The sequence below is a fragment of the Streptomyces sp. URMC 124 genome, assembly GCF_051386455.1.
GTDB lineage: Bacteria > Actinomycetota > Actinomycetes > Streptomycetales > Streptomycetaceae > Streptomyces.
On sequence record NZ_JBPQTS010000090.1, the window covers coordinates 1 to 23,560 of the forward strand.

A 23,560-nucleotide genomic window follows, 5' to 3' on the forward strand; every position below is an offset into this window, starting at 1 on the left:
CCCCCACCCACTGGTCCGTCCCCACCCACTGGTCCGTCCCCACCTGCCACAGGAGTCCCTCCCCATGAACGAGGCACTGGTGCGCCCCGCCGTGGTCTCCCGCGTCTCCGACCTCATCGGTGGCACCCCGCTGTTCGAGCTGTGCCGTGCCGACAACGGCAGCCGGCTGCTCCTGAAGCTGGAGATGTACAACCCCACCGGCACCGCCAAGATCCGCATGGCCCGTCAGATGGTCCTCGACGCCGAGGCCCGCGGCGAGCTGCGCCCCGGCGGCCGCATCATCGAGTCCACCTCCGGCAACACCGGGCTCGGCCTCGCCGTCATCGCCGCCGAACGCGGCTACGCCTTCACCGCCGTCGTCGACCACCACGCCTGCTCCGACAAGCTGCGCGCCATGAAGGCGCTCGGCACGGAACTCGTCTACGTGGCCGGCGACGGCACCGAGGAGCTCGCCACCGCCGCGCGCGAGGAACTCGCCGAGGAGATGGCCCGTGGCCGCGACAACACCGTCTTCACCGAACAGCACAACAATCCCAGCAACGGCGTCGGCTACCACCGCGTCGCCCACGAGCTCCACCAGGCCCTCGGCGGCCGCGTCGACGTCCTCGTCGGCGCCGTCGGGACCGGCGGCTCGCTGTGCGGCACCGCCCGCGAGCTGCGCAAGCTCGTCCCCGGCGTGCGGATCGTCGGCGTCGAGCCCAAGGGGTCCATCGCCTTCGGCGGCCCCGCCCACGACTACTACCAGTCCGGCACCGGCACCCCCGAAGGCGCCGAGATCGGCGCGCTGGTCGACTTCGACCTGATCGACGAGGGGGTGAAGGTCGGCGACGTCGAGGCCTTCGCGACGGCCCGCGCCGTCGCCCGCACCGGTCTGCTCATCGGCGGCTCCGCGGGCGGCGTCGTCCACGAAGCGCTGACGCGATTGCCGTCCCTGCCGCCGGGCACCACTATGGTCGCCCTCGTCAACGACGGCGGGGAGAAGTACATGGACACCGTGTTCGACGACGCGTGGATGAACGCCCGCAACCTCACCGATCCCGCCTTGGAGCGCGAGATCGACGAGGCCCTCACCAAGCTCCGCAAGGGCTGAGGCCCCATGGCCCCGACCATGCCGCTCCCTGCCGCCCTCCTCCGCGACGGCCGGGCGCTGGCCGCGCTCGCCGTGCCCCTCGTCCTCACCCAGCTCGCCCAGGTGGCCCTGACCACCACCGACACGGTGATGATGGGCCTGCTGAGCACCCGGGACCTGGCGGCCGGCGGCCTGGCCCTCGTCCTCTTCAACCAGCTCCGCACCATGGGCGTCGGCCTGGTCACCGCCGTCGGCAACCGCATCGCGGCCGCCGCCGCCCGCGCCGAGACCGCTGACGGCGACACGGCGCGGAGCGACGCCGAGGTCCGCAGGATCGTCCGCGCGAGCACGGCGGTGGCCACCCTGGCCGGACTGGCGGGAGCCCTCCTCATGCTCCTGGCGGGGCAAGCCCTCACCCTGCTCGGCCAGGAGGCCGCCGTCGCCGACCGCGTACGGGCGATGCTGCCCGCCCTCGCCCCCGGACTGCTGCCGTGCCTGTGGTTCCAGGCGGTCCGCCAGTTCACCGTCGGCATGCGTCGTCCCCGGGCCCTGCTGCAGATCACCCTCGCGTCCGTCGCCGTCAACGCCGCCCTCGACTGGGCGCTGATCCACGGCACCTGGGGCCTGCCGAGGCTGGGCCTGACCGGCATCGGCGTCGCCACCTCCGCCGTCTACCTGCTGTCCTTCCTCGCCCTGTACGCCTCCGCGAAGAAGGACCCGGCCCTCGCGCCGCTGCTCAGCCTCAACCCCTTCGCGGCAGACCGCGCCACCGTGCGCGAGCTCGTGCGCCTGGGCGTTCCGGTCGCCGCCACCTACGGCTCCGAGGCCGGGTTCTTCTCGGTCACCGCCCTGATGGCCGGCTCCTTCGGCAGCGCCGCCCTGGCCGCCCACACCGCCGTCAACCAGCTCGTCTACATCGTCTTCCAGGTCGCCGTCGGGCTCTCCCACGCGGCGTCCATCCACGTCAGCCGCGAACTCGCCCTCGGCCGCCCCCACGCCGCACGGCGCCTGAAGAACACCGCGCTGGCCTGCGCCGCCGTCGTCATGACCGCCGTTGGCGCCGTCTACGTCACCCTGCCCGGGCTGGTGCTGCGCCCGTTCCTGGACGGTGACGGCGCGGGCGGCGACAGGGCCGTGGCGATCGCGACGCAGCTGCTGCTCGTCGTCGCCGTGCTGCAGTTCTTCGACTGCGCGCAGAACATCGGCGTCGGCCTGCTGCGCGGTCTCGACGACACCAGGAGCGGCTTCCGGATCACCCTCGTCGGCTACTGGGCCGTCGGTCTGCCCGCCGCCTGGCTCTTCGGTTACGCGGCCGGCCTCGCCACTCTCGGCATCTGGCTCGGCCTCCTCGCCGGCCTCGCCACCACCGCGGTCCTCCTCCTGCGCCGTTACGGCGACGGCCTCCGCGCCCGCGTACGGGAGCAGGAGGCCGTCGCCACCGCGTTCCAGGGTCCGCCGGCCGGGCGGCCGCCGAGGAGGCCGTCAGGCGCCGACCAGGGGTGAGGGCCGGGTGCTGTGCAGCGGCGCCGCCAGTTCGGCCAGGGCCCGCTCCAGGTCGTGCAGGTGGGCGAGGGCCGGCTCGGCCGGCAGGTGCTCGGGCGCCGCTGCCGAGGCGACCGCGGCCTCGCGCGCCTTCGCCGGCGCGGTGAGCGCCTCGACCGCGGCCTCCACGCGCCAGCAGGCGGCGGCGAGCCGGTCGTCGTGGGAGGCCTCCGGGTCGGCGGCGACGGACGCCAGCCCCCGCACCTCGCGGGCGCAGTCGTCGAGGAGCGCGAGCACTCGGCGGGCCTTCTCCTTGCGGGTGCGGAAGGGGTTCAGCGGGTGGACGAGCGGGGCCAGGGAGAGCCGGACCCGGCCGAGCAGCAGCTCCAGCTCGGCCACCCGCGGCGCGGGGTCGGCGGTCTCCGATCCCGCGAGGCGCGCGGCGGCCTCGGCGGCGCAGGCGTGCACGCAGCGCAGCGCGCGCTGGATCCAGGCGTCGGTGGCGGCGTGCGTGGTCACCGGCAGCACCAGGAGGACGGCGAGCGCCGCACCGGCCGCTCCGACGCCGGTCTGGGCCAGCCGCAGGGTGAGCAGGTCCGCGTCCAGGACGCCGAGGAGCCCGTAGAGCAGCCCGGCCATCACCGTCACGGCGAACATCATCCACGTGTACGAGACCGCGGCCGTGTAGAAGATCCCGAAGACGCACGCCGCGACGAGGGCCGCGGTGGGCGCGGGCGCCCCGTCCAGGGGGATGGCGACGACCATCCCGGTGGCGATGCCCATCACCGTGCCCAGGACCCGCCGGAAGCCGCGGACGAGCGTCTCGCCGCGCGACGCGGTGTTGACGAAGATCCACCAGGCGGTGCCGACGGCCCAGTACCAGCGCTCGTCGGAGACCATCTGGCCCACGGCGAGGGCCAGGCCGCAGGCGAAGGCGGTCTGGAAGGCCTGCCGGGTCGTGACGCGCGCCAGCCCGCGCCCGGCGAGGGGCGCCGGGCCCGCGGGCGGCGGGGTGCGCCGCTCGATGCACCAGAACCCGAAGCGGACGGTGCCGGCGGCCGCCAGGGACATGATCATGGCTGTGTACAGGTGCGGCAGCTGGGCGGGGACGGCGTGCAGGAACTGCGTCGCGAAGAACATCATGAAGCCGAAGATCCCGAGCGCATTGCCGCGCGGGCCCCACCGGCGGGCGTAGACCCCGCAGAAGACGACGGCGAGGAAGGCCGCGTCGCGTACCAGCGGCAGCCCGTGCAGCCCGGCCGCCAGCGCGAGCACGGGAAAGCCCACGACCGGCAGCAGCGCGGTCGTGGTCACCTGGCGCCGCACGGTCGGGTCGGCCACGGTGAACAGCGCGAGCAGCGCCGCGAGCCCACCGGTGATGGAAGCGGTCAGCGGCAGGCCGGACAGCTGGACGACGGCGACCGCGAAGCTCACGCCCAGGACGGCTCGGAGGGCGACCCGCAGCCTGCCCAGGCCCGGATCCGGTGCCATGAACGCCCTCTTCAGCACTGCTCCCGCCCCTTCGAGGTCCCGGCACGACGGCCGGTACGGGGACCGGCGCGCATGCGGCATGAAAAAGGCGCCGCGGAGATCCGCAGCGCCATCGACACCCACATCAGACCATTACATCGACTGCTGGCTCAACAGAGGCCGGTATCCCTGGGCCATTGGCCCAGTGCCGGCCGTCCGGGCCGCAGCGGGGGAGGGCCAATGGCACGCACGGCCCTCCCTCTGCCCTTCTCTGCGCCTCTTCCCCTTCCCGCCTTCCCCCTCCCCGCCGTCTCCTGTCGCTCTCCTACCGTTCGACGTGGCCGCCCCGGCCGGCGAGCGCTCCGGTGATCCCCATCGGCACGGCCAGCACCACCAGTGCGATCAGCCCCGCGGTCCACGCCCCGGTCAGGTCGCGCGCCGCGCCGAAGGCGGTGGGGCCCACGGCGGCCAGCAGGTAGCCCACGCACTGGGACATCGCCGACAGCAGGCCCGCGTCGTGCGTGGTGCGGACGCACAGGGACATGTAGGCGATGCCCAGCGAGAGCACCGCCCCCAGGCCGAGGCCCAGCAGGACGGCCCACAGCACCGCCCCGCCGACCGGCGCGGCGATCAGACCGACGAAGGCCACCATGCACAGCACGGTGCCGGCCACCGCCAGGTAGCTCTGCCGCCGGGAGCGCTGCGCCCACACCGGCACCAGCAGCGAGGTGACCATGGCGGACCCCATGCAGACCGCCAGCAGCACCCCCGCGCCGCCCTCGGTATAGCCGTGGTCGATGTAGAACGAGGGCAACCAGGTGGTCGCGGTGTAGTACAGCAGCGACTGGAACGCGTAGAACAGGGCGACGGCCCAGGCCAGCCTGCTGCGCCAGATCGAGCCGCCCGCCTGCGCCGCAACCCGCGGCTGCTCCCGTCCCCGGCGCAGCTTCGGCGCCCACACCACCAGCGCCGCGAGCGCGAGGACGCCCCAGACGGACAGGCCGCCGGCCCACGACAGCGACAGCGCGTCGCGCAGCGGGACGGTCGCGGCGGCCGTGACCGCGCCGCCGCCGACCAGCATGGTGGTGTGCAGGCCGGACATCAGCCCGACCTGCTGCGGGAAGTCCCGCTTGATCAGCGCGGTGATGACCACGTTCGCGACGGCCACCGCCGTGCCGACCAGGAACGTCCCGGCGAACAGGGGGAACAGCGAGGGGACGAGGCGCACCGCGGTGCCGGCCAGCAGCACCGCCAGCACCACGACCAGGGTGCGCTCCATGCCCCAGCGCCGGGCCAGCCGGGGCGCGAGCGGAGCGAAGATGCCGAAGCAGATCAGCGGCAGCGTCGACAGCGCACCGGCGCCGCCGTTGGACAGGCCGGTGACGTGCCGGATCTCGTCCAGCAGCGGGGAGACCGCCACGATGGCGGGCCGCATGTTGATCCCGACCAGCAGCACCGCCAGCGCGTACCAGAGCACGCGGCGGCTGCGGGGAGTGCCGTGGGCGGGCGGGGAACCGGGCCCGGCCGCCGCGCGGCCGGCCGCGGCGGGCACGCCCGCCGTCCCGCGGGGTGCTGAGACCCCGGCTTCCGATTCAGGGGGTGGGGTCACGAACGATCCTTCCGGGGGTACGCGCACCGGACCGCCGCCCCCGGCCGGCGCCGGGAGGCGGAGGCGGCGGGGGCGAGGGCCCGGTGGGCATGCGCGGCTGCGGGGGTCAGGCGGCGGTGGCGAAGGGCACGGGCTTCCCGTCGCCGGGGGCGATTCCGTTGATCCCCCTGGCCCGGGCGGCCCGCAGGAACCGCCCGCGCACGTCGTGCTGTTCGGTGTAGTAGGGCGGGTTGTTGAAGAGGTCGTAGTGGATCGCGCAGGCCGTCGACGCCTGGAGGACCACCGCCGCTTCGACGGCCTGCTCCGGGGTGAGCGTCGCGGGCTGGTTGGTCGGGGTGAGGCCCTCGCGGCGCGCCATCACCCCGGCGATGGGCAGGAACGCGACGTCGAACGGGCCGTACTCGCGCGCGATCGACCACCACATGCCGTGCCAGATCGTGTCGCCGAAGTGGATGATCCGCAGGCCGGGGGCCTCGACGATCCAGGCCACCTGGTCGTCGCCGCGCCAGTCGTGGGACGCCACCGGGATGGTGGTGAACGGCCCGATCTTCCGCCGTTCGCCCATCTCCTGCGGGATCGCGCTCACTCCCACCCCGCCCAGGACGTCCAGGATCGGCGTGTGGCAGCCCACGGTGCCGCCGTCGCTCGCGGCGATCTCCGCGAGCAGCTTCCGGTCGCAGTGGTCGGGGTGGAGGTGGGTGACGAAGGCGTGCGTCCGCACCCCCGGCGCCGCGTCGATGCCGGGCAGGGGGCGCCGCGGCTGGCCCTGGAACCCCGCGAGGTCCTCGGTGTTGCGGATCGCGTCGATGACGATCCGTGCGTCCCCGGCCGCCACTTCGACGCCGGCCCAGGCGAGACGCCGGAGGGTGACGGTCTCGGCCGAAATCATGGTCTGCTCCTCGCGACGCTCGTGGTGGCTACTTGCCCTGGACACCCAGGCCCCTGGCTACCTGCAGACCCAGGTCCTTGTGGACGCTGCGCCAGTAGTCGACGACGCGCTCCTTCGTCTCCGCCGTCACCTCGGGGGCCGAGGCGTGCGCGACGATGTTGGTGACCAGGTGCGCGCGGTCGGTGTCCGTCATGACCTTCTCCCACAGGGCCCGCGCCTGGACGTAGTCGTCGTCCTCGGCGTGGAGCCGGTGGGCGCTGCGGACGATCTCGCCGGTGACCTCGTAGTGCTCGCCGACGAGCAGCATCGGGTCGGCGACCGGGCCGGCGAAGCTGTTGGGCGCGTACACGGGGTCGCCGGGGTTGCCGTAGCGCATGGCCCCGTCGCGGTTGTAGGAGTGCACCGCGTTCTTCGGCCGGTTGACCGGCAGCTGCAGGTAGTTGGCGCCGATCCGGTAGCGGTGGGTGTCGGGGTAGCTGAACAGCCGCCCCTGCAGCATCTTGTCCGGGGAGGGCGCCACGCCCGGGACCAGGTTCGACGGCTCGAACGCGGCCTGCTCGACCTCGGCGAAGTAGTTCTCCGGGTTGCGGTTGAGGGTCAGGGTCCCGATGTCGATCGGGGGGTAGTCCTCGTGCGGCCAGATCTTCGTCAGGTCGAACGGGTTGAACCGGTAGTCCGCGGCCTCCTCGAAGGGCATGACCTGCACCTGCAGGGTCCAGGTCGGGTGATCGCCCTTCTTGACCGCCTGGAAGAGGTCACGGATGTGGAAGTCCGGGTCCTCGGCGCCCGCGGCCGCCGCCTCGTCGTGGGTGAAGTTCTTGATGCCCTGGTCGGTCTTGAAGTGGTACTTCACCCAGAACTTCTCGCGAGCGTCGTTGTACCAGAGGAACGTGTGGCTGCCGTAGCCGTTCATGTGGCGCCAGGAGTACGGGGTCCCGCGGTCGGACATCAGGATGGTGACCTGGTGCGCCGACTCCGGCGACAGCGTCCAGAAGTCCCACTGCATGTTGTTGTCGTGCAGGTGGTTGTCGGCGCGCCGCTTCTGCGAGTGGATGAAGTCCGGGAACTTCTGCGGGTCGCGGATGAAGAAGATCGGCGTGTTGTTCCCGACGATGTCGTAATTGCCTTCTTCGGTGTACAGCTTCACCGCGAATCCGCGCGGGTCACGGGCTGTGTCCGCGAAGCCGAGCTCGCCGGCCACCGTCGAGAAGCGCAGGAACAGCTCCGTGCGCTTGCCGCGGCGGAAGACGTCGGCCTTGGTGTACTGGCTGACGTCCTCGGTGATCTCCAGGACTCCGTACGCGCCGCCGCCCTTGGCGTGCACGACCCGCTCGGGCACGCGCTCGCGGTCGAAGTGCGCGAGCTTCTGGATCAGGTAGTGGTCCTGCAGCAGCAGGGGCCCGTCGGCCCCCACGGACTGCGAGAACTCGTCGCTCGGTACCGGGATACCGCTGTCCGTGGTCGTCACGGGACGACTCTCGGTCATGGCACTTTCCCTTCGGTTGGCGGTTGGCGGTTGGCGGTTGGCGGTTAGCGGTTGACGGTGGGCGATGGACGGTGGGGGGTCGACGGTTGGCGAATGGCGGTCGGTCCGGTGCGGCGGACGCCGGCACAACGGCCCGGAGCGGCACAGCCCGTGGGGGCTGTGCCGCTGGGGGGTGGGGCCGTGACTAGGCGAGTTCCGCGCGGAGCAGCCAGTTGCGCGGCGCGCCCTTGACCTCGCGGGGCTGGACGTCGTAGGGCCAGCGGCCCTCGCCGGCACCGGGCTCGCCCGGCTCCTTGAGCTCCCGTACGGTCCAGCCGGTGCTCGCCATGAACTCCTCGGGCTCGTCGGTCCCGAACAGCCAGGGGATGCCGTCCGCGTTGAGGGAGGACAGGAAGATCTGGGTGGCGGGGCTGCGCAGCAGCGTCCTGCTCAGGATGTCCACGGCCACCCAGCTGCCGGGGGCGGAGTTGGCGGCGAAGGTGCGCATCAGCGTGGCGGACTGCTCCTCGGTCAGGAAGAACAGCAGGGCCTCGGGGATCCACAGCGTCGGCAGGGAGGGGTCGAAGCCGGCGGCGCGCAGCGACGCCGACCAGTCGCCCGCCAGATCGGCCCCGACGCGCCGCAGCGTCACCGTCGGCGCCGGGGAGCCGAGCTGGGCGAGGCGCTTCTCCTTCTCGTCGATCAGGGCCTGGTGGTCGACCTCGAAGACGGTGACGTCGTCCGGCAGGTCCAGCCGGTAGGCACGCGTGTCCATGCCGGCCGCGATCAGCACGACCTGCCGGATCCCCTTCTTCACCGAGTCGGTGATCGCGTCGTCCAGGTAACGGGTGCGGACGGCCACGAACTCGACGAGTCCACCGCCGCCGTAGTGGTCGAGGAGCTCGAACCCCTTCGGCTCGGCGAGCGCCCGGGCCAGCGGGTCGACGAACAGGGCGTCGCTCCGCTCGCTCTCCAGGGCGCGGGCGGCCGCGGTCCACTGCGAGGTGTAGGACACGGTCTCCATGACGGGCTCCGTTCTCGGGGTGGTCTGGTTCAGGAGTTCTTCGGCCGGCACCGGAACCGGGCGTTCAGGATCAGGGTGAGGACCTCGGTCCCGTCCGCGTTCAGCAGGCGGCCGCGGTTGCGGACGATGCGGAAGTCGGGCGCGGAGAGGGAGGGGAGGGAGCCGAGGATCTCGCAGGTGCCGTTGAGCACGTCGCCCGGCCGGACCGGGTGCAGGAAGCGCACCTCGTCCACCCCGGGAGAGCCCTCGACCGTGCCCGCGGCCGCCGCGTCGGGCAGCAGCGTCGTCACGTACAGGCGCATCCAGATCGCCGCGGTGTTCCAGCCGCTGGCGATCAGGCCGCCGAAGGCGGAGGCGCGCCCCGCCTCCTCGTCGACGTGGTACGGCTGCGGGTCGTACGTGCGGCCGAAGGCGGTGATCTCCTCGGCCGTCACCTTGTGCGTCCCCAGGTCGTGGCGCGACCCGGTCTCGTAGTCCTCGGCGTGGAGGAAACTGCCCATCAGAAGTACTTCCGCTCGATGGCCTCCAGGGTGCGGAAGTCGGCGAGGTCGATGGCCTCGTGGTCGATCTCCGCGCCGCTGGCCTCCTCGACCGTCAGGACGAACTCGACGAAGGAGAGCGAGTCGACGAGGCGGGAGCCGATGAGGTCCTCGTCCGGGGCGATGGAGGTGCGCTCGGGGTGCTTGGCCAGGAGCCAGTTCCGCACTGCGTCAACGTTGGACGAGGTCTTGCTGGGCATGGAATTCCTCCTCGAGTGGGGGACGTCCCGTCGCGCCGGCCGCGACGGCGACGGCGAACTGTTCTTCGTGGGAGATGCTGACGTCGATCGCCTCGATGCCGGCATCGGCGGCCCATCGGCTCGCCGGCCCGGTGAGCCGGACGAAGGGCCAATCACCGGGGCTCTTCAGGATTTCGATGGACTGCCAGGGCAGCGTCCGGCCGGTGACGTGCAGGAGCTTGAAGACCGCTTCCTTGGCCGCGAGCCGGCCGGCCACGCCGTGGATGTCCCATCCGGCGGTGAACCGGCTCAGCTCCGCTTCCTCGGCGGTGAGCATCTCGTGCAGCAGCCGGCCGTCGTCGGCCTCGGCCATGGTCCGTACGCGGGCCAGGGGGACGAGGTCCACCCCGACCCGGATCGCGGATCCGCTCACGAGGCCGCGGCGTTGACGACCGCGCGGGCGCGCTGCAGGTCGCCGTCGAAGCGGTCGCTCAGCACCGCGAGCCACCGTTCGAGGCCGAAGGCGACGCAGCCGGTGAAGGCGTGGTCGCCGCTGCCCTCGACCGTGATGTGGCACCGCTCGCCGAAGAAGTTGCGGTGGGTGTTGACCGAGGCGATGGCCAGCCCGTCGGCCTGGAACTCGTGCTTGACCGGGCTGAGCCGCTGCAGCAGCGCACGGCCGCTGTCGCGCTCGAAGAACGGGTCCGTGGCCGCCTCCTTGTTCAGCTCCAGGCCGAGGTTCTTCGCGAACTCCTCGATCCGGTCGGTGAAGCGGGCGATGACCTGCTGGGTGTGTTCGAAGGAACCTATGGCCACGATCTCCCGCATCTGGAAGCTGAGCAGCCGCCTCAGCCCCTCGTACTTCTCCTCGTTGCGGAAGCACCGGTTGATCAGGGTGATGGTGGTCTCGGGAGCCACCGACCGGTTCTCGAAGTAGAGGTAGGCGCCGTAGCAGCTGGAGTGCGGGAGCCCCAGGAACGGCGGGCCGACGTCGCCGTTGGAGAAGGCTCCCTCCACCGGAGCCGGCGGGGCCCCGGTCACGTCCAGCGGACCGCCGACGAACTGCAGGTGCGGGAAGTTCTCGTAGACGTCGAACTTCTCCAGGTCGCTGAGCGGATAGACGGGCGGCGGCATGATCTCCCGCGCGCCGGCCTCGTCCGCCCAGCGGGTGATGGTGCGGTCCAGATCGCGCAGCAGATCCGTCTGGTCGGGGCCGAGGATGGTGAGCGCACCGCCCTGGGCCGTCGATATCGTCGCCGTCACGCCTCCCCCTGTCCCACGGACACCCGGGAGACGCTCAGGTCCCGGTCCGGCAGAATCCCGGTCTTGACGAGGTAGTTCAGGGGCTTGCGGAAGACCTGCTGCTGGAACTCCGCGCTGCGCGGAGAGGCCAGCAGGCGCCGCCGGACGGCGAACGGCTCGGGAATTCCGGCGTCCCGGTAGACCTGCGGATTGAACAGCGACTCGAAGCTGTAGTTCAGATAGCGCTTGAGGTACTCCCGCACCTTGCGGAGTTCCTCCTGCGAACCCTTCGCCTGCAGGTCCTTGAAGAGCAGGGAGACCAGTTCGCGTCCGAAGGCGATGTGCCGGGACTCGTCCTGGTGGTGAATGCGGTTGACCGCCCGGATGGTGTCGTGCAGCCGGTCGTCGGCCGCCATCGTGCTGTTGAAGTGGTCCACCAGCTCCTCGAAGAGGAGGATGCGGACGAACACCAGGAAACTGGCGGCCTCGTCGGACCACGTGTCTCCCTGCCCGGCCGGCTCCAGCTGCCGGTAGATCTTCTTTCCGTAGCGCAGACAGAATTCGGCGAAGAACCACATGTGCTCGTTCTCTTCACCGATGAAGTGGTGGAAGAACTCCGACGGGATCTCGAAGCCCCGCGTGTGGATGCGCCGGGTCACCTCGACGATGAGCTCGCGGATTCCGTCCACGTTGAGGCTGTAGAAATTGATGCTCTCGTACCGGGAAAGGCGATAGAGCTGTTCCTGGTCGAGTTCGGGGGCCACGTCGGTGCCGTATGTGGTCGTGAGTTCGGGACTCATCCACCACCGGTTCTCCGGCAGGGAATCCGGCCAGTCGAACATCCGGTAGGGGTTGTAGTAGTCCTCGACCGATTTGCGGTTCAGCCGCTCCAGGATCTCCTGGAATCGGTCGTCCTTACTGATCAGCTCGCTGATCATCCTACCTCCTGCTGTCCGGGGGGCGGTTGATCAATGTAGGGCGACAGTTCCACGCGTTCCGCGGGCGGTCCAATAAAACCGGTCTATAGATCAAATAGATGATCGCTAAGAGGGCAGGCGGGGCGGCTTTCCGGGCCTCTTCGAGTGGCGTGCGTCACAACCAGGGGGTGTGAGGGGAGTCGGTAAGCGCCCGGTATGGGGTGATAGGTGAGTCGTGCCGCGCCGCCCGGTGTCGGCCTGCAACCTCCGCTACGGCGCTGACGTGTTGTTGACCGCGCTTAGGACACGGTTGCTACACTCGTGAAGCACCCGGAAAACAACTTTCGTACGGCAATGCTCAGTTCAGGCGGGAGGTCGTGTGCGTGCGGGGTGACGAGGAGCCTTTACTGAGCCTCTCCGGTCTGCTGCGCCGCCTGGAGTATTTCGTCGCGGTGGCCGACGAACTCCATTTGGGAAGAGCGGCCCGGCGTTGCGGGGTGAGCCAGCCCACCCTCTCGCACCAGATGAAGGTGCTGGAGAAGGAACTGGGCGCCGAACTGCTCAGCCGCGGCAGCCGCAGGATAGCGCTGACGGCCTCGGGCAAGGCACTTCAGGAGGAGGCGCCGCGGCTCCTGCAGTGCACGTATTCCATCAAAGCGCGGATCCAGCAGGCGGCAGCGGAGAGCAGACGCCCCATACGCGTCGTCTTCAGCCGCTCCGGACACGCCCTGCGCCAGCGGGAGATGGTCGCGGAGTTCCGGGAACGCAACGCCGTCCCGGTGTCCGTCGAATCCGGCTGGTCCGAACGGAACATCAATCTGGTGCGCGCGGGCCAGGCCGACTTCGCGTTCGTCAGACCGCCCGTCGACGCCGACGACCTGCGGATGTCCGTGGTGGGCGACGTCGAGCTCGTCAAACTCCTCCCGGGCGGCGGCGCCGCCGACCGCCTGGCCGGGGAGGAGGTGTCCACCGAGGAGCTCCCGCTCATCATGTGGCCCCGGTCGCTCGCCCCCGGGCTCTACGACAAGGTCCTGGGCTTCGTCGGGCAGGAACGATCCCCGCAGGTGGCGTGGGAGGAGCCCGACTACATCAACGTGGCGGCGGCCGTGGCCTCGGGCGCCGGCGTGTCGTACATGGACCGCGGCATCGCCGAATGGATGAGCCTCAGCGCCGACCTGCGCGTGCGTCCGCTGGGGCCGCCCGAGCCCCGCACCGACATCGCCGTGGTCTGGCGCTACGACCAGGACCAGGAGCTGGCCTCACGGTTCGTCGCCGCCTGCTGCCGGATCGGGTACGCCGGCAACGGCGCGGACCGCGGCTGCCTGGTGCGCTGAGGAACGCGCTGAAGGACCGTCGCCTTCCCCCGGGGCGGAGCCGTCCGAACCGGACCTGCGCCTCCTTCCCCGGGCGGAGCCGTCCGAACCTGAAGGAGAACTCGTATGAACTGCTACGACTGCTACGCCTCCGAGGGCACCGGAACCCCCGCGGTCGCCGTCTGCCACGGCTGCAACTCCGGCCTCTGCCCCGACCACCTGCGCCTGACCCGCCCGGTGCTGCACCGCCCGAACGGCCTGGGCGTCTCCCACGGCCCCACCCCGGCCCGGCAGTTGCTGTGCGTCACCTGCCACGCCGCCCGGACGGGCGTGCCCGCCCCTGCGGCAGCCCGGAGCGACGCGCCCGTGCCGGCCGTGCCGGGGCCGGACGCCTCGGGCGCACGCGGCGCCGCGGAGTGTCCCGCAGAGGCCTGACCTCGGGCGGGGCGGTACCTCCGTGTAGCGTCGGGATCACAGACTTCGGGGGCGGGGAGGGCGGCGGCATGGCGGACGGCGGCGGAAGGCTCGGACAGGCCGGGCGGAGCGGGGGGAGCGGACGGCCCGGCGGGCGAGGGCTCCTCGCGTACATCGGCTCGTTCACGGAGGCCGGCGGCCGGGGGATCACGGTCGCGCGGACCGACCCCGCCACGGGCGCACTGACGCTCCTGGGCTCCACGGACGCCGTGGCCAACCCCTCCTACCTCGCCCTCTCGCCGGGGGCCGACGTGCTCTACGCGGTCAGCGAGACCGACGAGGGCGCCGCCGCGGCGTTCTCCCTCGCCGATCCCGTACGCCCCGAGCTGCTCGGCCCGCCGGTGCCCGTCCGCGGTGACGGCCCCACGCACCTGGCCGTCACCGGCACGCACCTGTTCACCGCCAACTACGGCTCGGGCAGCGTCAGCGCCCTCCCCGTCCGCACGGGCGGGGGGCCGGGGGCCCCGGCCGCGGTCATGGCCCACCGGGGCGGTGGTCCCGACGCGGAGAGGCAGAAGGGCCCGCACGCCCACGCCGTCGTCCCCGACCCCTCGGGCGGCAGGCTCCTGGCCGTCGACCTCGGTACGGACTCGGTGTGGACGTACGCCCTCGACCCCGTGACCGGTCTGCCGCGCCTGCAGGGGGAGACGCCGCTGCGGCCCGGCACCGGGCCCCGGCACCTCGTCTTCTCGCCGGTGAACGACCGCGTCTACGTGCTGAACGAGCTGGTCCCGAGCGTCACGGTCTGCCGCTGGGACGCCGCGCGAGGGACGCTCGAACCGCTCGGCGAGACGCGGGTCCTGCCTCCGGGCGAGGGCGTGCGGACCTACCCCTCGGCACCGGTGGTCTCCGCCGACGGGCGGTTCCTGTGGACGGCCAACCGCGGCCACGACAGCATCTCGGTCCTGGCCCTCGACGCCTCCGGGGACCCCGGCGGCGTCCCCGAGGTGGTCGGCTGCGGGGGCGTCTGGCCGCGGGACCTGACGCTGCACCCGTCGGGCGGTCACCTGTACGCCGCCAACGAGCGCTCCGGAGACGTCGCCTGGTTCGCCGTGGACGCGGAGACCGGGACTCCGCGGTGCGCGGGCTCCGTGCCCGTGCCGGCGGCGTCCTGCGTGGTCTTCGCCTGAGCGGCGACAGGCCCGTCGCGGGCTCGCGGCGGGCCCGCTCACGGGCCGGTGGCGAGAGCCGGACGGGCCCGGGACGGCCGAAGAGGGGCCCCGCAGCGCGGGAACCCCTCTTCCGGAAAGCAGTGGTGGAACGGGCGGGCCGAACGGTCAGACGGTCACGGCACGGTCTGATCGCCTGGCCCCGCCGGTCGTGGGCGTCAGCGCGCCGGCACGCCCTGGGGCGGCTGCACGGATATGCCCAGCACCTCCGCGTACTTGGCCAGGACGAGCTTGCCGATCGCCGGGTAGGCGCCGAGCGGCGCGGCGGCGGCGCAGTCCGCCTCCTTGGCGGCGGCGTCCGCGAGGCCCTCGGCGATCTCCGGGCCGATCAGGCCGGGGGCGAGCGCCAGGTTCCGGGAGCCGGAGCCGCGCAGCTGGTCGGCGGCGCGGGCGATGTCGCCCTCGATGTCCAGTGCGGCCGCGAGGACCGGCACGGCGAGGCGGGCGGAGAGCAGCATGCCGCTGATCCCGGCGGCCTGGACGGCCTCCTCGCCGCCGACCGTGGCCAGGATGATCCCGTCCGCAGCCGTTGCAACTGTGAACAGTCGTGCGCGGTCGGCGCGGGCCAGCCCGGCCTCCGACAGGCGCACGTGCAGGGCCTCGGCGAGCAGCGGGTGCGGGCCGAGCGCGGCGGTCAGCTCCGCGGCGCAGCCGCTGTTCATCACGGACTGGCGGATCCGGCGCAGGAGGGCGTTGTCCGGACCGGCCAGGAGCGGGACGACGATGGCCGGGGGCCACTGGTCCCAGAGGCCGGCGGTGCCGTCCTCGGTGCCGGCTTCGCGGGCTTCGCTCGCGCGAGCGGCGCGCTGGGCAGCGGCGTAGGCGAGGACGGAGTCCAGCGAGGGGTAGCCCTCGGCGGCCCCGTCGGCGTCCACGTAGCCGATGCGCGCGTCGAGGCCCGGCAGCTCGGAGCGCGCGATGCTGAGGATCTCCTCGGCGAGGGAGCGCGTCTCCGTGTCGGGGAGCCCCGGAACGGCGAGAACCAGCGGCGGCGCGCCGACGGGTGCGGCCGCCGGCTCCGGCCGCCGGTGTCGTCCGGGCTGACGCGGTTGCGGCATTCGTACAGGTAGGCCAGGCGCGGGCCCTGTGGGGGAGCTCATGGCGCCGCATGTTAGTCGTTCGAGGTGCTCGGCCGTTCGGGTGGGGGCGCCCTCGTGGCGTCTGTCCGGATTTATTCGCCCATAAATACGCTCATCGCAGAAGCGTTCAGCAAACGATCCGGAGCATCGGAGGATCGGCCGGTAGGAGCAGACCGCCCGTCAGCAGGGCCTCCGCCACGCACAACGCCCCGTCCAGCGGCTCGCCCGCAGCGGTGACCCGCCGCGCATGAGGTAGTTGCATGTGCAACTCTTCGGTCAGGGGTGTGAGGAGGGGGGCGCCCATACGGAGGAGGCCGCCGGTCAGCGCCACCTCGTACGTCCCACCGGACTCGGCCGCCCCGTCCGTCCGCCGCGCAGGCTCCGCAGCAGGCGCCTCGCGGCCGCTCCGGGCGGGCGGGCACACCGCCGCGGCCGCCTCGGCGATGTGCCGGGCCGCCCGGCGCAGGATCCCGGCGGCGACCGGGTCGGCCGGCGCGCACCGGCCCACCTCGGGGGCGAAGGACGCGAGGACCGCGGGCCGGTCCGCGCGGGGGTAGAGGGCGCCCGGCAGCTCCGGCGCCGGACCGAAGACCGCCTGCAGCCGCTCCAGCAGGGCGGGCGAACCGCCGGCCCGCCCGTCGTACGCGCGCATGGCCGCTTCCAGCCCGGCGCGGCCGATCCACGCCCCGCTGCCGCAGTCGCCGAGCAGGTGGCCCCAGCCGTCGGCGCGCCGCCAGCCGCCGCCGGGGGCCAGGTCCGTGCCCAGCGCGACCAGCCCCGTGCCCGCGGCGACCACGGCGCCCGGCCGCTGGCCGAGGGCGCCCGCGTAGGCGGTGACCGCATCCGTGGCCAGGGCGAGCGCGCGCACGCCCAGGGCTTCCCGGAGCGCGGAGGGGAGGAGGGCGTGCAGCTCGCCGCCGAGGGCGGCCATGCCGGCGGCACCGACGCAGGCGGCCTCGCAGCGCTCCGCCCCGGCCCGGGCCAGCAGCTCCCGGGCCGCCGGCACCACCTGGCCGAGCAGGCTGCGGGCGTCGATGCCCTGCTCGCCGACCGTGACCGGGACCGCGGACGACCAGGTCAGCGCCGGGCCGTCGGCGGGGACCCGGCGCAGGACGACACGGATGCCCGAGCCGCCCGAGTCGACGCCGAGGACGTGACCGCCTGTCGGCCTCACCTAGCCGGCCGGTGCCGTGGCCGCCCCGCGGGCCTCACGGCAGCTGCCAGTCCACCGGGGCCGCGCCCTGCCGTGCCAGCAGGTCGTTGGCCCGGCTGAACGGCCGCGAACCGAAGAAGCCGCGGTCGGCCGACATCGGCGAGGGGTGCGCCGACTCCACGGACGGCACCTGCCCCAGCAGCGGCCGCAGGTTGCGCGCGTCGCGGCCCCACAGGATCGCCACCAGCGGGCGCCCGCGCTCGACGAGCGCCCGGATCGCCTGCTCGGTGACCTCCTCCCAGCCCTTGCCGCGGTGCGCGGCGGGCTTCCGCGGGGCGGTGGTCAGCGCCCTGTTGAGCAGGAGCACGCCCTGCCGGGTCCAGGGGGTGAGGTCCCCGTTGGACGGGCGGGGGAGCCCCAGGTCGGTGTGGAGCTCGCGGTATATGTTCTCCAGGCTGCCGGGCAGCGGCCGCACCTCCGGCGCGACCGAGAAGCTCAGCCCCACGGCGTGACCCGGTGTCGGGTACGGGTCCTGACCGACGATCAGCACCCGGACGTCGTCGAACGGCTGCTGGAAGGCGCGCAGTACGTTCGCGCCCGACGGCAGGTACGTGCGGCCCGCGGCGATCTCCGAGCGCAGGAAGTCGCCCATCGAGGCGATCCGGCCCGCCACCGGCTCCAGGGCCTTCGCCCAGCCCGGTTCGACGATCTCGTGCAAAGGTCGTGCAGCCACAGCTGCCGCCCCTCCCTGTAAACAAACTGCTGGCAGTTGCGCAAGTCCAGGATCGTACGCGAAGGAGGGGGCGCGGGCGCATTCCGGGCCCCGCGACCGGACCGCCCGGGCGGTCGCACGAAGCAAGGGGTGAGCCGGGGCGCGGACCGGGGCGTACCCGTACGTATCCGCGCCCCGGGGATTCAGCCGTACGTGTGCCGCGGGCGGGAGCCCGCGCCCACGTGACCCTCCGGGCTCAGACGGCCCAGGCGTACTGGTCGGGGAGGCGCTTCGCCGCGCCCATTTCGACCGCCGCCCGGTGGGGCCAGTGCGGGTCGCGCAGGAGCTCCCGGCCGAGCAGGACGGCGTCGGCGTCGCCGTCGGCGAGGATCTTCTCGGCCTGCCGGGGGTCGGTGACGAGGCCGACGGCGGCGGTCGGCATGCCGGCCTCCTGGCGCACCCGCCGGGCGAACGGCACCTGGTAGCCCGGACCGGTGGGGATGCGGATGCCGGAGGTGATGCCGCCCGTGGAGACGTCCATCAGGTCCACGCCGCGCCCCCGCAGCTCCCGCGCGAGGCGCACGGTGTCGCCCGCGGTCCAGCCGTCCCGCCCGTCCTCGGGGTTCTCCGTCGTCCAGTCCGTCGCCGAGGTCCGGAAGAACACCGGCAGCTCCTGCGGCCACACGCCGCGCACCGCGTCCACGACCTCCAGCGCGAACCGCGCCCGGTTCTCGAACGACCCGCCGTAGCGGTCGGTGCGGCGGTTGGCGAGCGGGGAGAGGAACTCGTGGATGAGGTAGCCGTGGGCGCCGTGCACCTCGACGACCCGGAAGCCGGCGGCCAGGGCGCGCCGCGCGGCATCCGCGAACTGCCCCACGATCTGCTGTATCTGCTCCACCGTCAGCTCGTCGGGGACGGGGTAGCCCTCCGCGTACGGCACGGCGCTCGGGCCTGCGACCTGCCAGGCCTCCTCCGGCCCGACCGGTCCGTCGCCCCGCCACGGCCGGTCGGTGGCGGCCTTGCGGCCGGCGTGGGCGAGCTGGATGCCGGGCACGGTGCCGCGCTCGGAGAGGAAGGAGGTGATGCGGCGGAGCGCCGCGACCTGGGTGTCGTTCCACAGGCCCAGGTCGGCCGGGCTGATCCGCCCCTGCGGGCTGACCGCGGTCGCCTCCACGAGGATCAGGCCCGCTCCGCCGGTCGCGCGGGCGGCGTAGTGCGCGAAGTGCCAGTCGTGCGCGACGCCCGCGCCCGGCCCGAAGACCTCGGCGCTGTACTGGCACATCGGGGCCATCCAGACCCGGTTGGGGATGGTGAGCGAACGCAGGGTGTACGGGGTGAACAACGAGGTCACGGCAGGCTCCTAGGCGCGTCACGGCGACGTCTTCCCGCTGCGGCGGGTCCGCGGCGGGCAACGGTCGTACGATACTCATCGTAGTACGAGGGATGTCAAACTACGATGCCTCTCGTACAATGGAGGCGTCGCGGAGCAGTGAAGAAGCCCGACGCACCTGTGAGGAGCAGCCGTGCCAGCATCCAACCGGCCGTCGTCGAGCGGCCGCTCCCTGGAGCACCCCGGCCGGGCGGAGATCCGTCTGGAAGGCGTGCTGCACGCGCTCTCCGACCCCATGCGCCTGCAGATCGTGCGCGACCTGGCCGCGGTCGAGGGCGAGTTGAACTGTTCGGTCTTCGACCTGCCCGTGAGCAAGTCGACGACGACGCACCACTTCCGGGTGCTGCGCGAGGCCGGCGTGGTCCGGCAGGTCTACCGGGGCACCGCGAAGATGAACGCGCTGCGCCGCGACGACATGGAAGAGCTCTTCCCGGGGCTGCTCGGCACCGTCCTCACGGCAGCGGGACTCCAGGCGTCCCGTCTCGGCGTGCCCTCCTGAGGCGGCGGACGGGCGCGAGCGGCGATCAGCCGCCGGCGCGGGCCGCGGACAGGAGCCCCTCCCAGTCCGCGATCTTCACCGGACCGCGGCCCAGCCGCGCGCCGAGAGCGGCCTCCGCGGCCTCGATCCCCAGCCAGCCCGGCCACTCCACCGGCTCCCGCCCCGCCGCCCGCAGGACGGCGTGCGCGTCCTCCACCGGCGCGGGCCGGCGCGCCGCGAGCGCCCCGGCATCGGCCAGCAGGGACGCCACCGTCTCCTTCGCGCACGAGCGGTTCGTCCCGATGACGCCCGTGGGGCCGCGCTTGATCCAGCCCGCCACGTACTCGCCCGGCGACGGGACGCCCTCGCGCAGCACGCGGCCCGCCTCGTGCGGCACGATCCCCTGCTCCGCGTCGAACGGCAGCCCCGCGATCGGCACCCCGCGGTAGCCCACCGAGCGCAGCACCAGCTGGGCCTCGACGTCCTCGAAGTCGCCCGTGCCGACGACGCCGCCGCGCCCGTCCGGCGCCGTCCGCTCGAAGCGCACGGCGCGCACCGCCCCGTCGTCGCCGCCGAGCAGCGCGGCGGGGCGGAGGAAGAACCGCAGGTGGATGCGGCGCGGACGGCTGCCGGGCGGACGTCCGGCCCAGCCGCGCAGGACCTCCACATTGCGGCGCCCCACCGCGGGCAGTCCGGCGGGATCGTCCCACGCGGGGTCGAGCGCCGCCTCCTCGGCCCGGACGAGCGTCTCGGCGCCGGGCAGCGCGCCCAGCTCGCGGAGCTCCTTCGTGGTGAACTTCGCCTGCGACGGGCCGCGCCGGCCGATCATGTGAATGTCCGTCACCCGGCTGGCCGCGAGGGCGGACAGTGCGGCGTGCGGCACGTCCGTCGCGTCCAGCTCGCCCGCCCCGCGCGCCAGCACGCGGGCCACGTCGACGGCCACGTTGCCCACACCGATGACGACCGCGGAGCGCGCCCCCAGGACGAACCCGTCCGGCGCCGCGTCGGGGTGGGCGCTGTACCAGGAGACGAACTCGGTGGCCGAGAAGCTGCCGGCCAGGTCCTCGCCCGGAATGCCGAGCCGCCGGTCGGCCGCGGCCCCGACGCAGTAGACGACCGCGTGGTAGATCTCCAGCAGCCGCCGCGGCGCGAGGCCGCACGGCCCGTCCCCCACCGGGATGTTGCCGAAGAACGTGATGGCGGGGTGCTCCATGGCGGCCCGCAGGTTGCCCTGCAGGGACTTGATCTTCTCGTGGTCCGGGGCGACGCCGTAGCGCACCAGCCCGTACGGGCAGGGCAGCCGGTCCAGGACGTCCACCCGCACGCCGGGGACCTCCCGCTGCTGCACCAGGGCCTGAGCGGTGTAGACCCCGCTCGGCCCCGACCCGACCACGGCGATGCGAAGCACGGTGGGCCCCTTTCCGCAGACTTCCGCAGACGTCCCGCAGGTCCCTCCAGGATCGCACCGGCGGGCGCGGTACGGGAGGGCGGCGCGTGGGCGTGGCCGGTTCGGGTGGGCCGTACGGGTCAGGCGCCCGCGGGCGGGGGCTCCGGGCCGGGCGGGACGCCGAGCTCCCAGTCGAGGCCGTAGCGCTGGAACAGCTCCGCCCGCAGCCTCTCGAACGGCATGGGCGCGCCCGGCAGCAGGACCGCCACGACGGCGCCCATCAGCAGGGCGCGCAGCAGCGGGTAGTCCGAGTCGGGGTCGGGGGAGCCGTAGGCCGCGACCGTGTCGTGCAGCAGGTGCGCGAGGCGCTGCTGCTCCGGGCACTGGATGAAACCTTCCGCCTGGAGGATCCCGGCCATGTGGGTGCGCATCAGCAGGGGGCGGTCCCGCGCCAGCCCCAGGATCGCGTCGATCGCCCGTGCGAGGCGCTCGCGGCCGTCCCGGGCGCACGGGGCGCGCTCCAGGCCCGCCTCGAGCTCCAGGTGCATCACCCGGTGCACCGCCGACTGCAGCAACTGCCGTTTGCCGGGGAAGTAGTACGAGACCAGGCCGCGCGCCGTGCCGGCCCGGTCGGCGATGTCGGCGAGCGTTGTCGCCTCGTACCCGCGTTCACCGACGAGTTCGACCGTCGCCTGGAGCAGCCGCTCACGGGAACGGCGGCGCATCTCCTCGTTGGCCGACGCGCTGCGCGGGGACATTCCACAACTCCTGCGTTGACTGGCTCCGGGCCAATATACTCAGGGGGGTATCCGGCGCTCTGCCCGCCCCGGCGTGGCACGGCTCCGGCGTGTCGGCTGGCCTGGGCGGCGCGGGGGACCGCCCAGACCAGCGTGGCAACCGGGCCTGTCAGCCGACCAGGCCGAGCACCGGGCGCAGAGCGGCGGGCCGCTCCCCGACCGGCAGGTGGTCCACGAGGTGCACCGCGCAGCCGAGCGCGGCAGCACCCCCGTCGGCCCGGCGGTCGTCCCCCACCATCAGCACCTCTGCGGGCGGGAGCCCCAGCGCCTGACAGGCCTCCAGGAACAGCCGGGGCTCCGGCTTCTGCACCCCGTGCTCGAAGGACAGCACGTAGGAGTCCACGTGGGCGTCCAAGCCGTGCGCGCGGAACACCGGGCGCAGGTCCCAGCCGATGTTGCTCACCACGGCCGTCCGTATCCCGCGCCGCCGCAGCTCCCCGAGGACCCCGGCCGCATCGGCGTACGGACGCCAGGCCGCCGGCTCCATGTGCCGCTCGTACAGCGCGTCGTAGAGCTCCGGCCGGGGCAGCGGCACCTCGCGCGCCAGCCCCGTGTACGCGGCGCGGTGCTGCTCCGCGCTGCGGTCGCGCTCGGCCCACTGCGCTGCCAGGTGCGCCGGCACGGCCGCCGGGTGCCCGCCCCCGGGCAGGGCGCCCGCCTCCTCCAGCCGCGCCGCGACCCGGGCCGCCTCCGCCCCGCTCATGCGCACCCCGGTGCGCTCCAGGGCCGCGGCCAGCCACGACGCGGCGGACTCGATCCGGAAGAGCGTGCCGGAGAAGTCGAAGAGCACCCCCTTGACCGTCATGATCCCTCCCCGGAAGCCGTCGCCCGCCGTGTCGTGGCGACTTCTCGCCGGTGTGCCCGATGAAGTCCCGTCATGTGTCCGCCCTTTCGCGTATGAGTGGGAGAGACAGCCGTCCCCAGTGTCCGAGGAGGGTCCGTCCGGTGCGCGTGAAAGGTCCACATCCGAAAGAGGGTTCCGGCGCCGAGGGCCCCGGCCCGGCGGTGGGGCGGCCCGGGCCCGCCGCGACGCGGGCCGCCGCCGTGCTGGGGCTGCACCGCACCGCCGGCAACGCCGCGGTGGCCCGGATGCGGCAGCGGGGGGCGGAACCGGTCCAGCGCGCTGCGACGCGTGGCCGGACCGGGAACCTGCCGTATCCGGCGTGGGGCGGCCGACGGCACGTGTGGGCCGGCCCGGACTACGGCGCGTACGACGGGCGCACGGGCGGGACGTCGGTCGAGGTCGTCGTCGGTCCCAGCATCATGGCTCCCGGGAACACCTATCTAGGGGGGCCGCCGCAAGCAGGCGAGTGCAGCATCGTGGAGGAGCTCAACCGGCGGGACGGCGGGGGCTGGGTGAAGGGCCACCTGTGGAACGACAACCTGGGAGGCCCCGGCATCTCCCGCAACATGACGCCCATGACGAACACGACGAACAGCCGGTTCAACCGGGCCTTCGAAGAGCCCGTCAAGAGGATGCTGCTCAGCTGTGCGCGCCATGCGCAGCACAGCCGGAGCGCCCCGCACTGGTACGGGGTACGCATCCGGGTGAGCACCTACGGGCGCATGTCCGAAGATCGCACCGCCCTCGAACACCACGTCCCCGAAGGGGTCGAGCACTCCGCCCGCTACGTGACGATCGACAAGCTGACCGGTGCGATAGGCGCGGCGGCGGGGCCGCAGGCGGTGCCACCCGGGTTCGCCCCCGAGCAGCCGTAGCCGT

At 73.2% G+C, this 23,560-nt stretch carries 24 protein-coding genes; 7 read left to right on the plus strand and 17 right to left on the minus strand.

Annotated elements, in window-relative coordinates; translation table 11 throughout:
• The first annotated feature begins 64 nt into the window (after positions 1 to 64).
• Positions 65 to 1,090, plus strand: coding sequence for a cysteine synthase family protein (locus ACSNOG_RS19505; protein ID WP_436753941.1), 1,026 nt, complete (start codon positions 65 to 67; stop codon positions 1,088 to 1,090).
• Between the two features lie 6 nt (positions 1,091 to 1,096).
• Positions 1,097 to 2,572, plus strand: coding sequence for an MATE family efflux transporter (locus tag ACSNOG_RS19510; RefSeq protein WP_436753942.1), 1,476 nt, complete (start codon positions 1,097 to 1,099; stop codon positions 2,570 to 2,572).
• Here the strand turns inward: ACSNOG_RS19510 and ACSNOG_RS19515 are convergent.
• From ACSNOG_RS19515 to ACSNOG_RS19560, 10 genes are all read right to left on the minus strand, one after another.
• Positions 2,552 to 4,042, minus strand: coding sequence for an FUSC family protein (locus tag ACSNOG_RS19515; protein ID WP_436753943.1), 1,491 nt, complete (start codon positions 4,040 to 4,042; stop codon positions 2,552 to 2,554). The two genes, ACSNOG_RS19510 and ACSNOG_RS19515, sit on opposite strands and share 21 nt — an antisense overlap.
• A 304-nt stretch (positions 4,043 to 4,346) precedes the next feature.
• Positions 4,347 to 5,630, minus strand: a complete 1,284-nt coding sequence (locus ACSNOG_RS19520; protein ID WP_436753944.1) for a CynX/NimT family MFS transporter — start codon at positions 5,628 to 5,630, stop codon at positions 4,347 to 4,349.
• Between the two features lie 106 nt (positions 5,631 to 5,736).
• On the minus strand, positions 5,737 to 6,519 hold the full coding sequence (locus ACSNOG_RS19525) for an MBL fold metallo-hydrolase (RefSeq protein ID WP_436753945.1): 783 nt from the start codon (positions 6,517 to 6,519) through the stop codon (positions 5,737 to 5,739).
• 28 nt (positions 6,520 to 6,547) lie between these two features.
• On the minus strand, positions 6,548 to 8,005 hold the full coding sequence (locus tag ACSNOG_RS19530; RefSeq protein WP_436753946.1) for a catalase: 1,458 nt from the start codon (positions 8,003 to 8,005) through the stop codon (positions 6,548 to 6,550).
• A gap of 184 nt (positions 8,006 to 8,189) precedes the next feature.
• Positions 8,190 to 9,008 (minus strand): SAM-dependent methyltransferase, encoded by an 819-nt coding sequence (locus ACSNOG_RS19535; RefSeq protein ID WP_436753947.1) that lies wholly within the window; start codon positions 9,006 to 9,008, stop codon positions 8,190 to 8,192.
• 29 nt (positions 9,009 to 9,037) lie between these two features.
• The gene (locus tag ACSNOG_RS19540; RefSeq protein ID WP_436753948.1) at positions 9,038 to 9,508 is read right to left on the minus strand and encodes a MaoC family dehydratase; all 471 of its coding nucleotides are present in this window, start codon (positions 9,506 to 9,508) and stop codon (positions 9,038 to 9,040) included.
• Complete coding sequence (locus ACSNOG_RS19545; protein ID WP_382038291.1) at positions 9,508 to 9,747, minus strand: acyl carrier protein; 240 nt, start codon at positions 9,745 to 9,747, stop codon at positions 9,508 to 9,510. Before ACSNOG_RS19545 ends, ACSNOG_RS19540 begins: the two co-directional genes overlap by 1 nt.
• Positions 9,719 to 10,099, minus strand: a complete 381-nt coding sequence (locus ACSNOG_RS19550; RefSeq protein ID WP_436753949.1) for a holo-ACP synthase — start codon at positions 10,097 to 10,099, stop codon at positions 9,719 to 9,721. The genes ACSNOG_RS19545 and ACSNOG_RS19550 overlap by 29 nt, the downstream gene beginning before the upstream one ends.
• A 56-nt stretch (positions 10,100 to 10,155) precedes the next feature.
• Positions 10,156 to 10,989, minus strand: a complete 834-nt coding sequence (locus ACSNOG_RS19555) for a hypothetical protein (protein WP_436753950.1) — start codon at positions 10,987 to 10,989, stop codon at positions 10,156 to 10,158.
• Entirely contained in the window at positions 10,986 to 11,906 is a 921-nt protein-coding gene (locus tag ACSNOG_RS19560; RefSeq protein ID WP_436753951.1) for a diiron oxygenase, read from the minus strand. Before ACSNOG_RS19560 ends, ACSNOG_RS19555 begins: the two co-directional genes overlap by 4 nt.
• A gap of 362 nt (positions 11,907 to 12,268) precedes the next feature.
• On the opposite strand from ACSNOG_RS19560, the gene ACSNOG_RS19565 reads away from it, so the two are divergent.
• The 3 genes from ACSNOG_RS19565 (at position 12,269) to ACSNOG_RS19575 (ending at position 14,802) form a co-directional block, all read left to right on the plus strand.
• Positions 12,269 to 13,219, plus strand: coding sequence for a LysR family transcriptional regulator (locus tag ACSNOG_RS19565; RefSeq protein ID WP_436753952.1), 951 nt, complete (start codon positions 12,269 to 12,271; stop codon positions 13,217 to 13,219).
• 105 nt (positions 13,220 to 13,324) lie between these two features.
• The gene (locus ACSNOG_RS19570) at positions 13,325 to 13,633 is read left to right on the plus strand and encodes a DUF2180 family protein (RefSeq protein ID WP_436753953.1); all 309 of its coding nucleotides are present in this window, start codon (positions 13,325 to 13,327) and stop codon (positions 13,631 to 13,633) included.
• A 68-nt stretch (positions 13,634 to 13,701) separates the two neighbouring features.
• Positions 13,702 to 14,802 carry a lactonase family protein gene (locus tag ACSNOG_RS19575; protein ID WP_436753954.1) on the plus strand — a complete coding sequence of 367 codons (1,101 nt, stop codon included), beginning with the start codon at positions 13,702 to 13,704 and terminating at the stop codon, positions 14,800 to 14,802.
• A 197-nt stretch (positions 14,803 to 14,999) separates the two neighbouring features.
• On the opposite strand, the gene ACSNOG_RS19580 is transcribed toward ACSNOG_RS19575, so the two are convergent.
• The 4 genes from ACSNOG_RS19580 to ACSNOG_RS19595 all read right to left on the minus strand — a co-directional run bounded on the left by ACSNOG_RS19580 (position 15,000) and on the right by ACSNOG_RS19595 (position 19,136).
• Positions 15,000 to 15,941 (minus strand): hypothetical protein, encoded by a 942-nt coding sequence (locus tag ACSNOG_RS19580; protein ID WP_436753955.1) that lies wholly within the window; start codon positions 15,939 to 15,941, stop codon positions 15,000 to 15,002.
• 106 nt (positions 15,942 to 16,047) lie between these two features.
• The gene (locus ACSNOG_RS19585) at positions 16,048 to 17,094 is read right to left on the minus strand and encodes an N-acetylglucosamine kinase (RefSeq protein ID WP_436753956.1); all 1,047 of its coding nucleotides are present in this window, start codon (positions 17,092 to 17,094) and stop codon (positions 16,048 to 16,050) included.
• A 34-nt stretch (positions 17,095 to 17,128) separates the two neighbouring features.
• Positions 17,129 to 17,806, minus strand: a complete 678-nt coding sequence (locus tag ACSNOG_RS19590; protein WP_436753957.1) for a uracil-DNA glycosylase — start codon at positions 17,804 to 17,806, stop codon at positions 17,129 to 17,131.
• A 235-nt stretch (positions 17,807 to 18,041) separates the two neighbouring features.
• Positions 18,042 to 19,136: an NADH:flavin oxidoreductase/NADH oxidase gene (locus ACSNOG_RS19595; RefSeq protein WP_436753958.1), complete on the minus strand. Its 1,095-nt coding sequence runs from the start codon at positions 19,134 to 19,136 to the stop codon at positions 18,042 to 18,044.
• A gap of 172 nt (positions 19,137 to 19,308) precedes the next feature.
• On the opposite strand from ACSNOG_RS19595, the gene ACSNOG_RS19600 reads away from it, so the two are divergent.
• A complete protein-coding gene (locus ACSNOG_RS19600; RefSeq protein ID WP_436753959.1) occupies positions 19,309 to 19,674 on the plus strand; it encodes an ArsR/SmtB family transcription factor in 366 nt (121 codons plus the stop codon).
• Between the two features lie 25 nt (positions 19,675 to 19,699).
• On the opposite strand, the gene ACSNOG_RS19605 is transcribed toward ACSNOG_RS19600, so the two are convergent.
• The 3 genes from ACSNOG_RS19605 to ACSNOG_RS19615 form a co-directional block, all read right to left on the minus strand.
• Positions 19,700 to 21,061 carry an FAD-dependent oxidoreductase gene (locus tag ACSNOG_RS19605; RefSeq protein WP_436753960.1) on the minus strand — a complete coding sequence of 454 codons (1,362 nt, stop codon included), beginning with the start codon at positions 21,059 to 21,061 and terminating at the stop codon, positions 19,700 to 19,702.
• Between the two features lie 119 nt (positions 21,062 to 21,180).
• Complete coding sequence (locus tag ACSNOG_RS19610; protein ID WP_436753961.1) at positions 21,181 to 21,798, minus strand: TetR/AcrR family transcriptional regulator; 618 nt, start codon at positions 21,796 to 21,798, stop codon at positions 21,181 to 21,183.
• Positions 21,799 to 21,946: 148 nt separating this feature from the next.
• Complete coding sequence (locus tag ACSNOG_RS19615) at positions 21,947 to 22,642, minus strand: HAD family hydrolase (protein WP_436753962.1); 696 nt, start codon at positions 22,640 to 22,642, stop codon at positions 21,947 to 21,949.
• 146 nt (positions 22,643 to 22,788) lie between these two features.
• Between ACSNOG_RS19615 and ACSNOG_RS19620 the strand changes: the two genes are divergently transcribed.
• Positions 22,789 to 23,556: a hypothetical protein gene (locus ACSNOG_RS19620; RefSeq protein WP_436753963.1), complete on the plus strand. Its 768-nt coding sequence runs from the start codon at positions 22,789 to 22,791 to the stop codon at positions 23,554 to 23,556.
• Positions 23,557 to 23,560 lie beyond the last annotated feature (4 nt).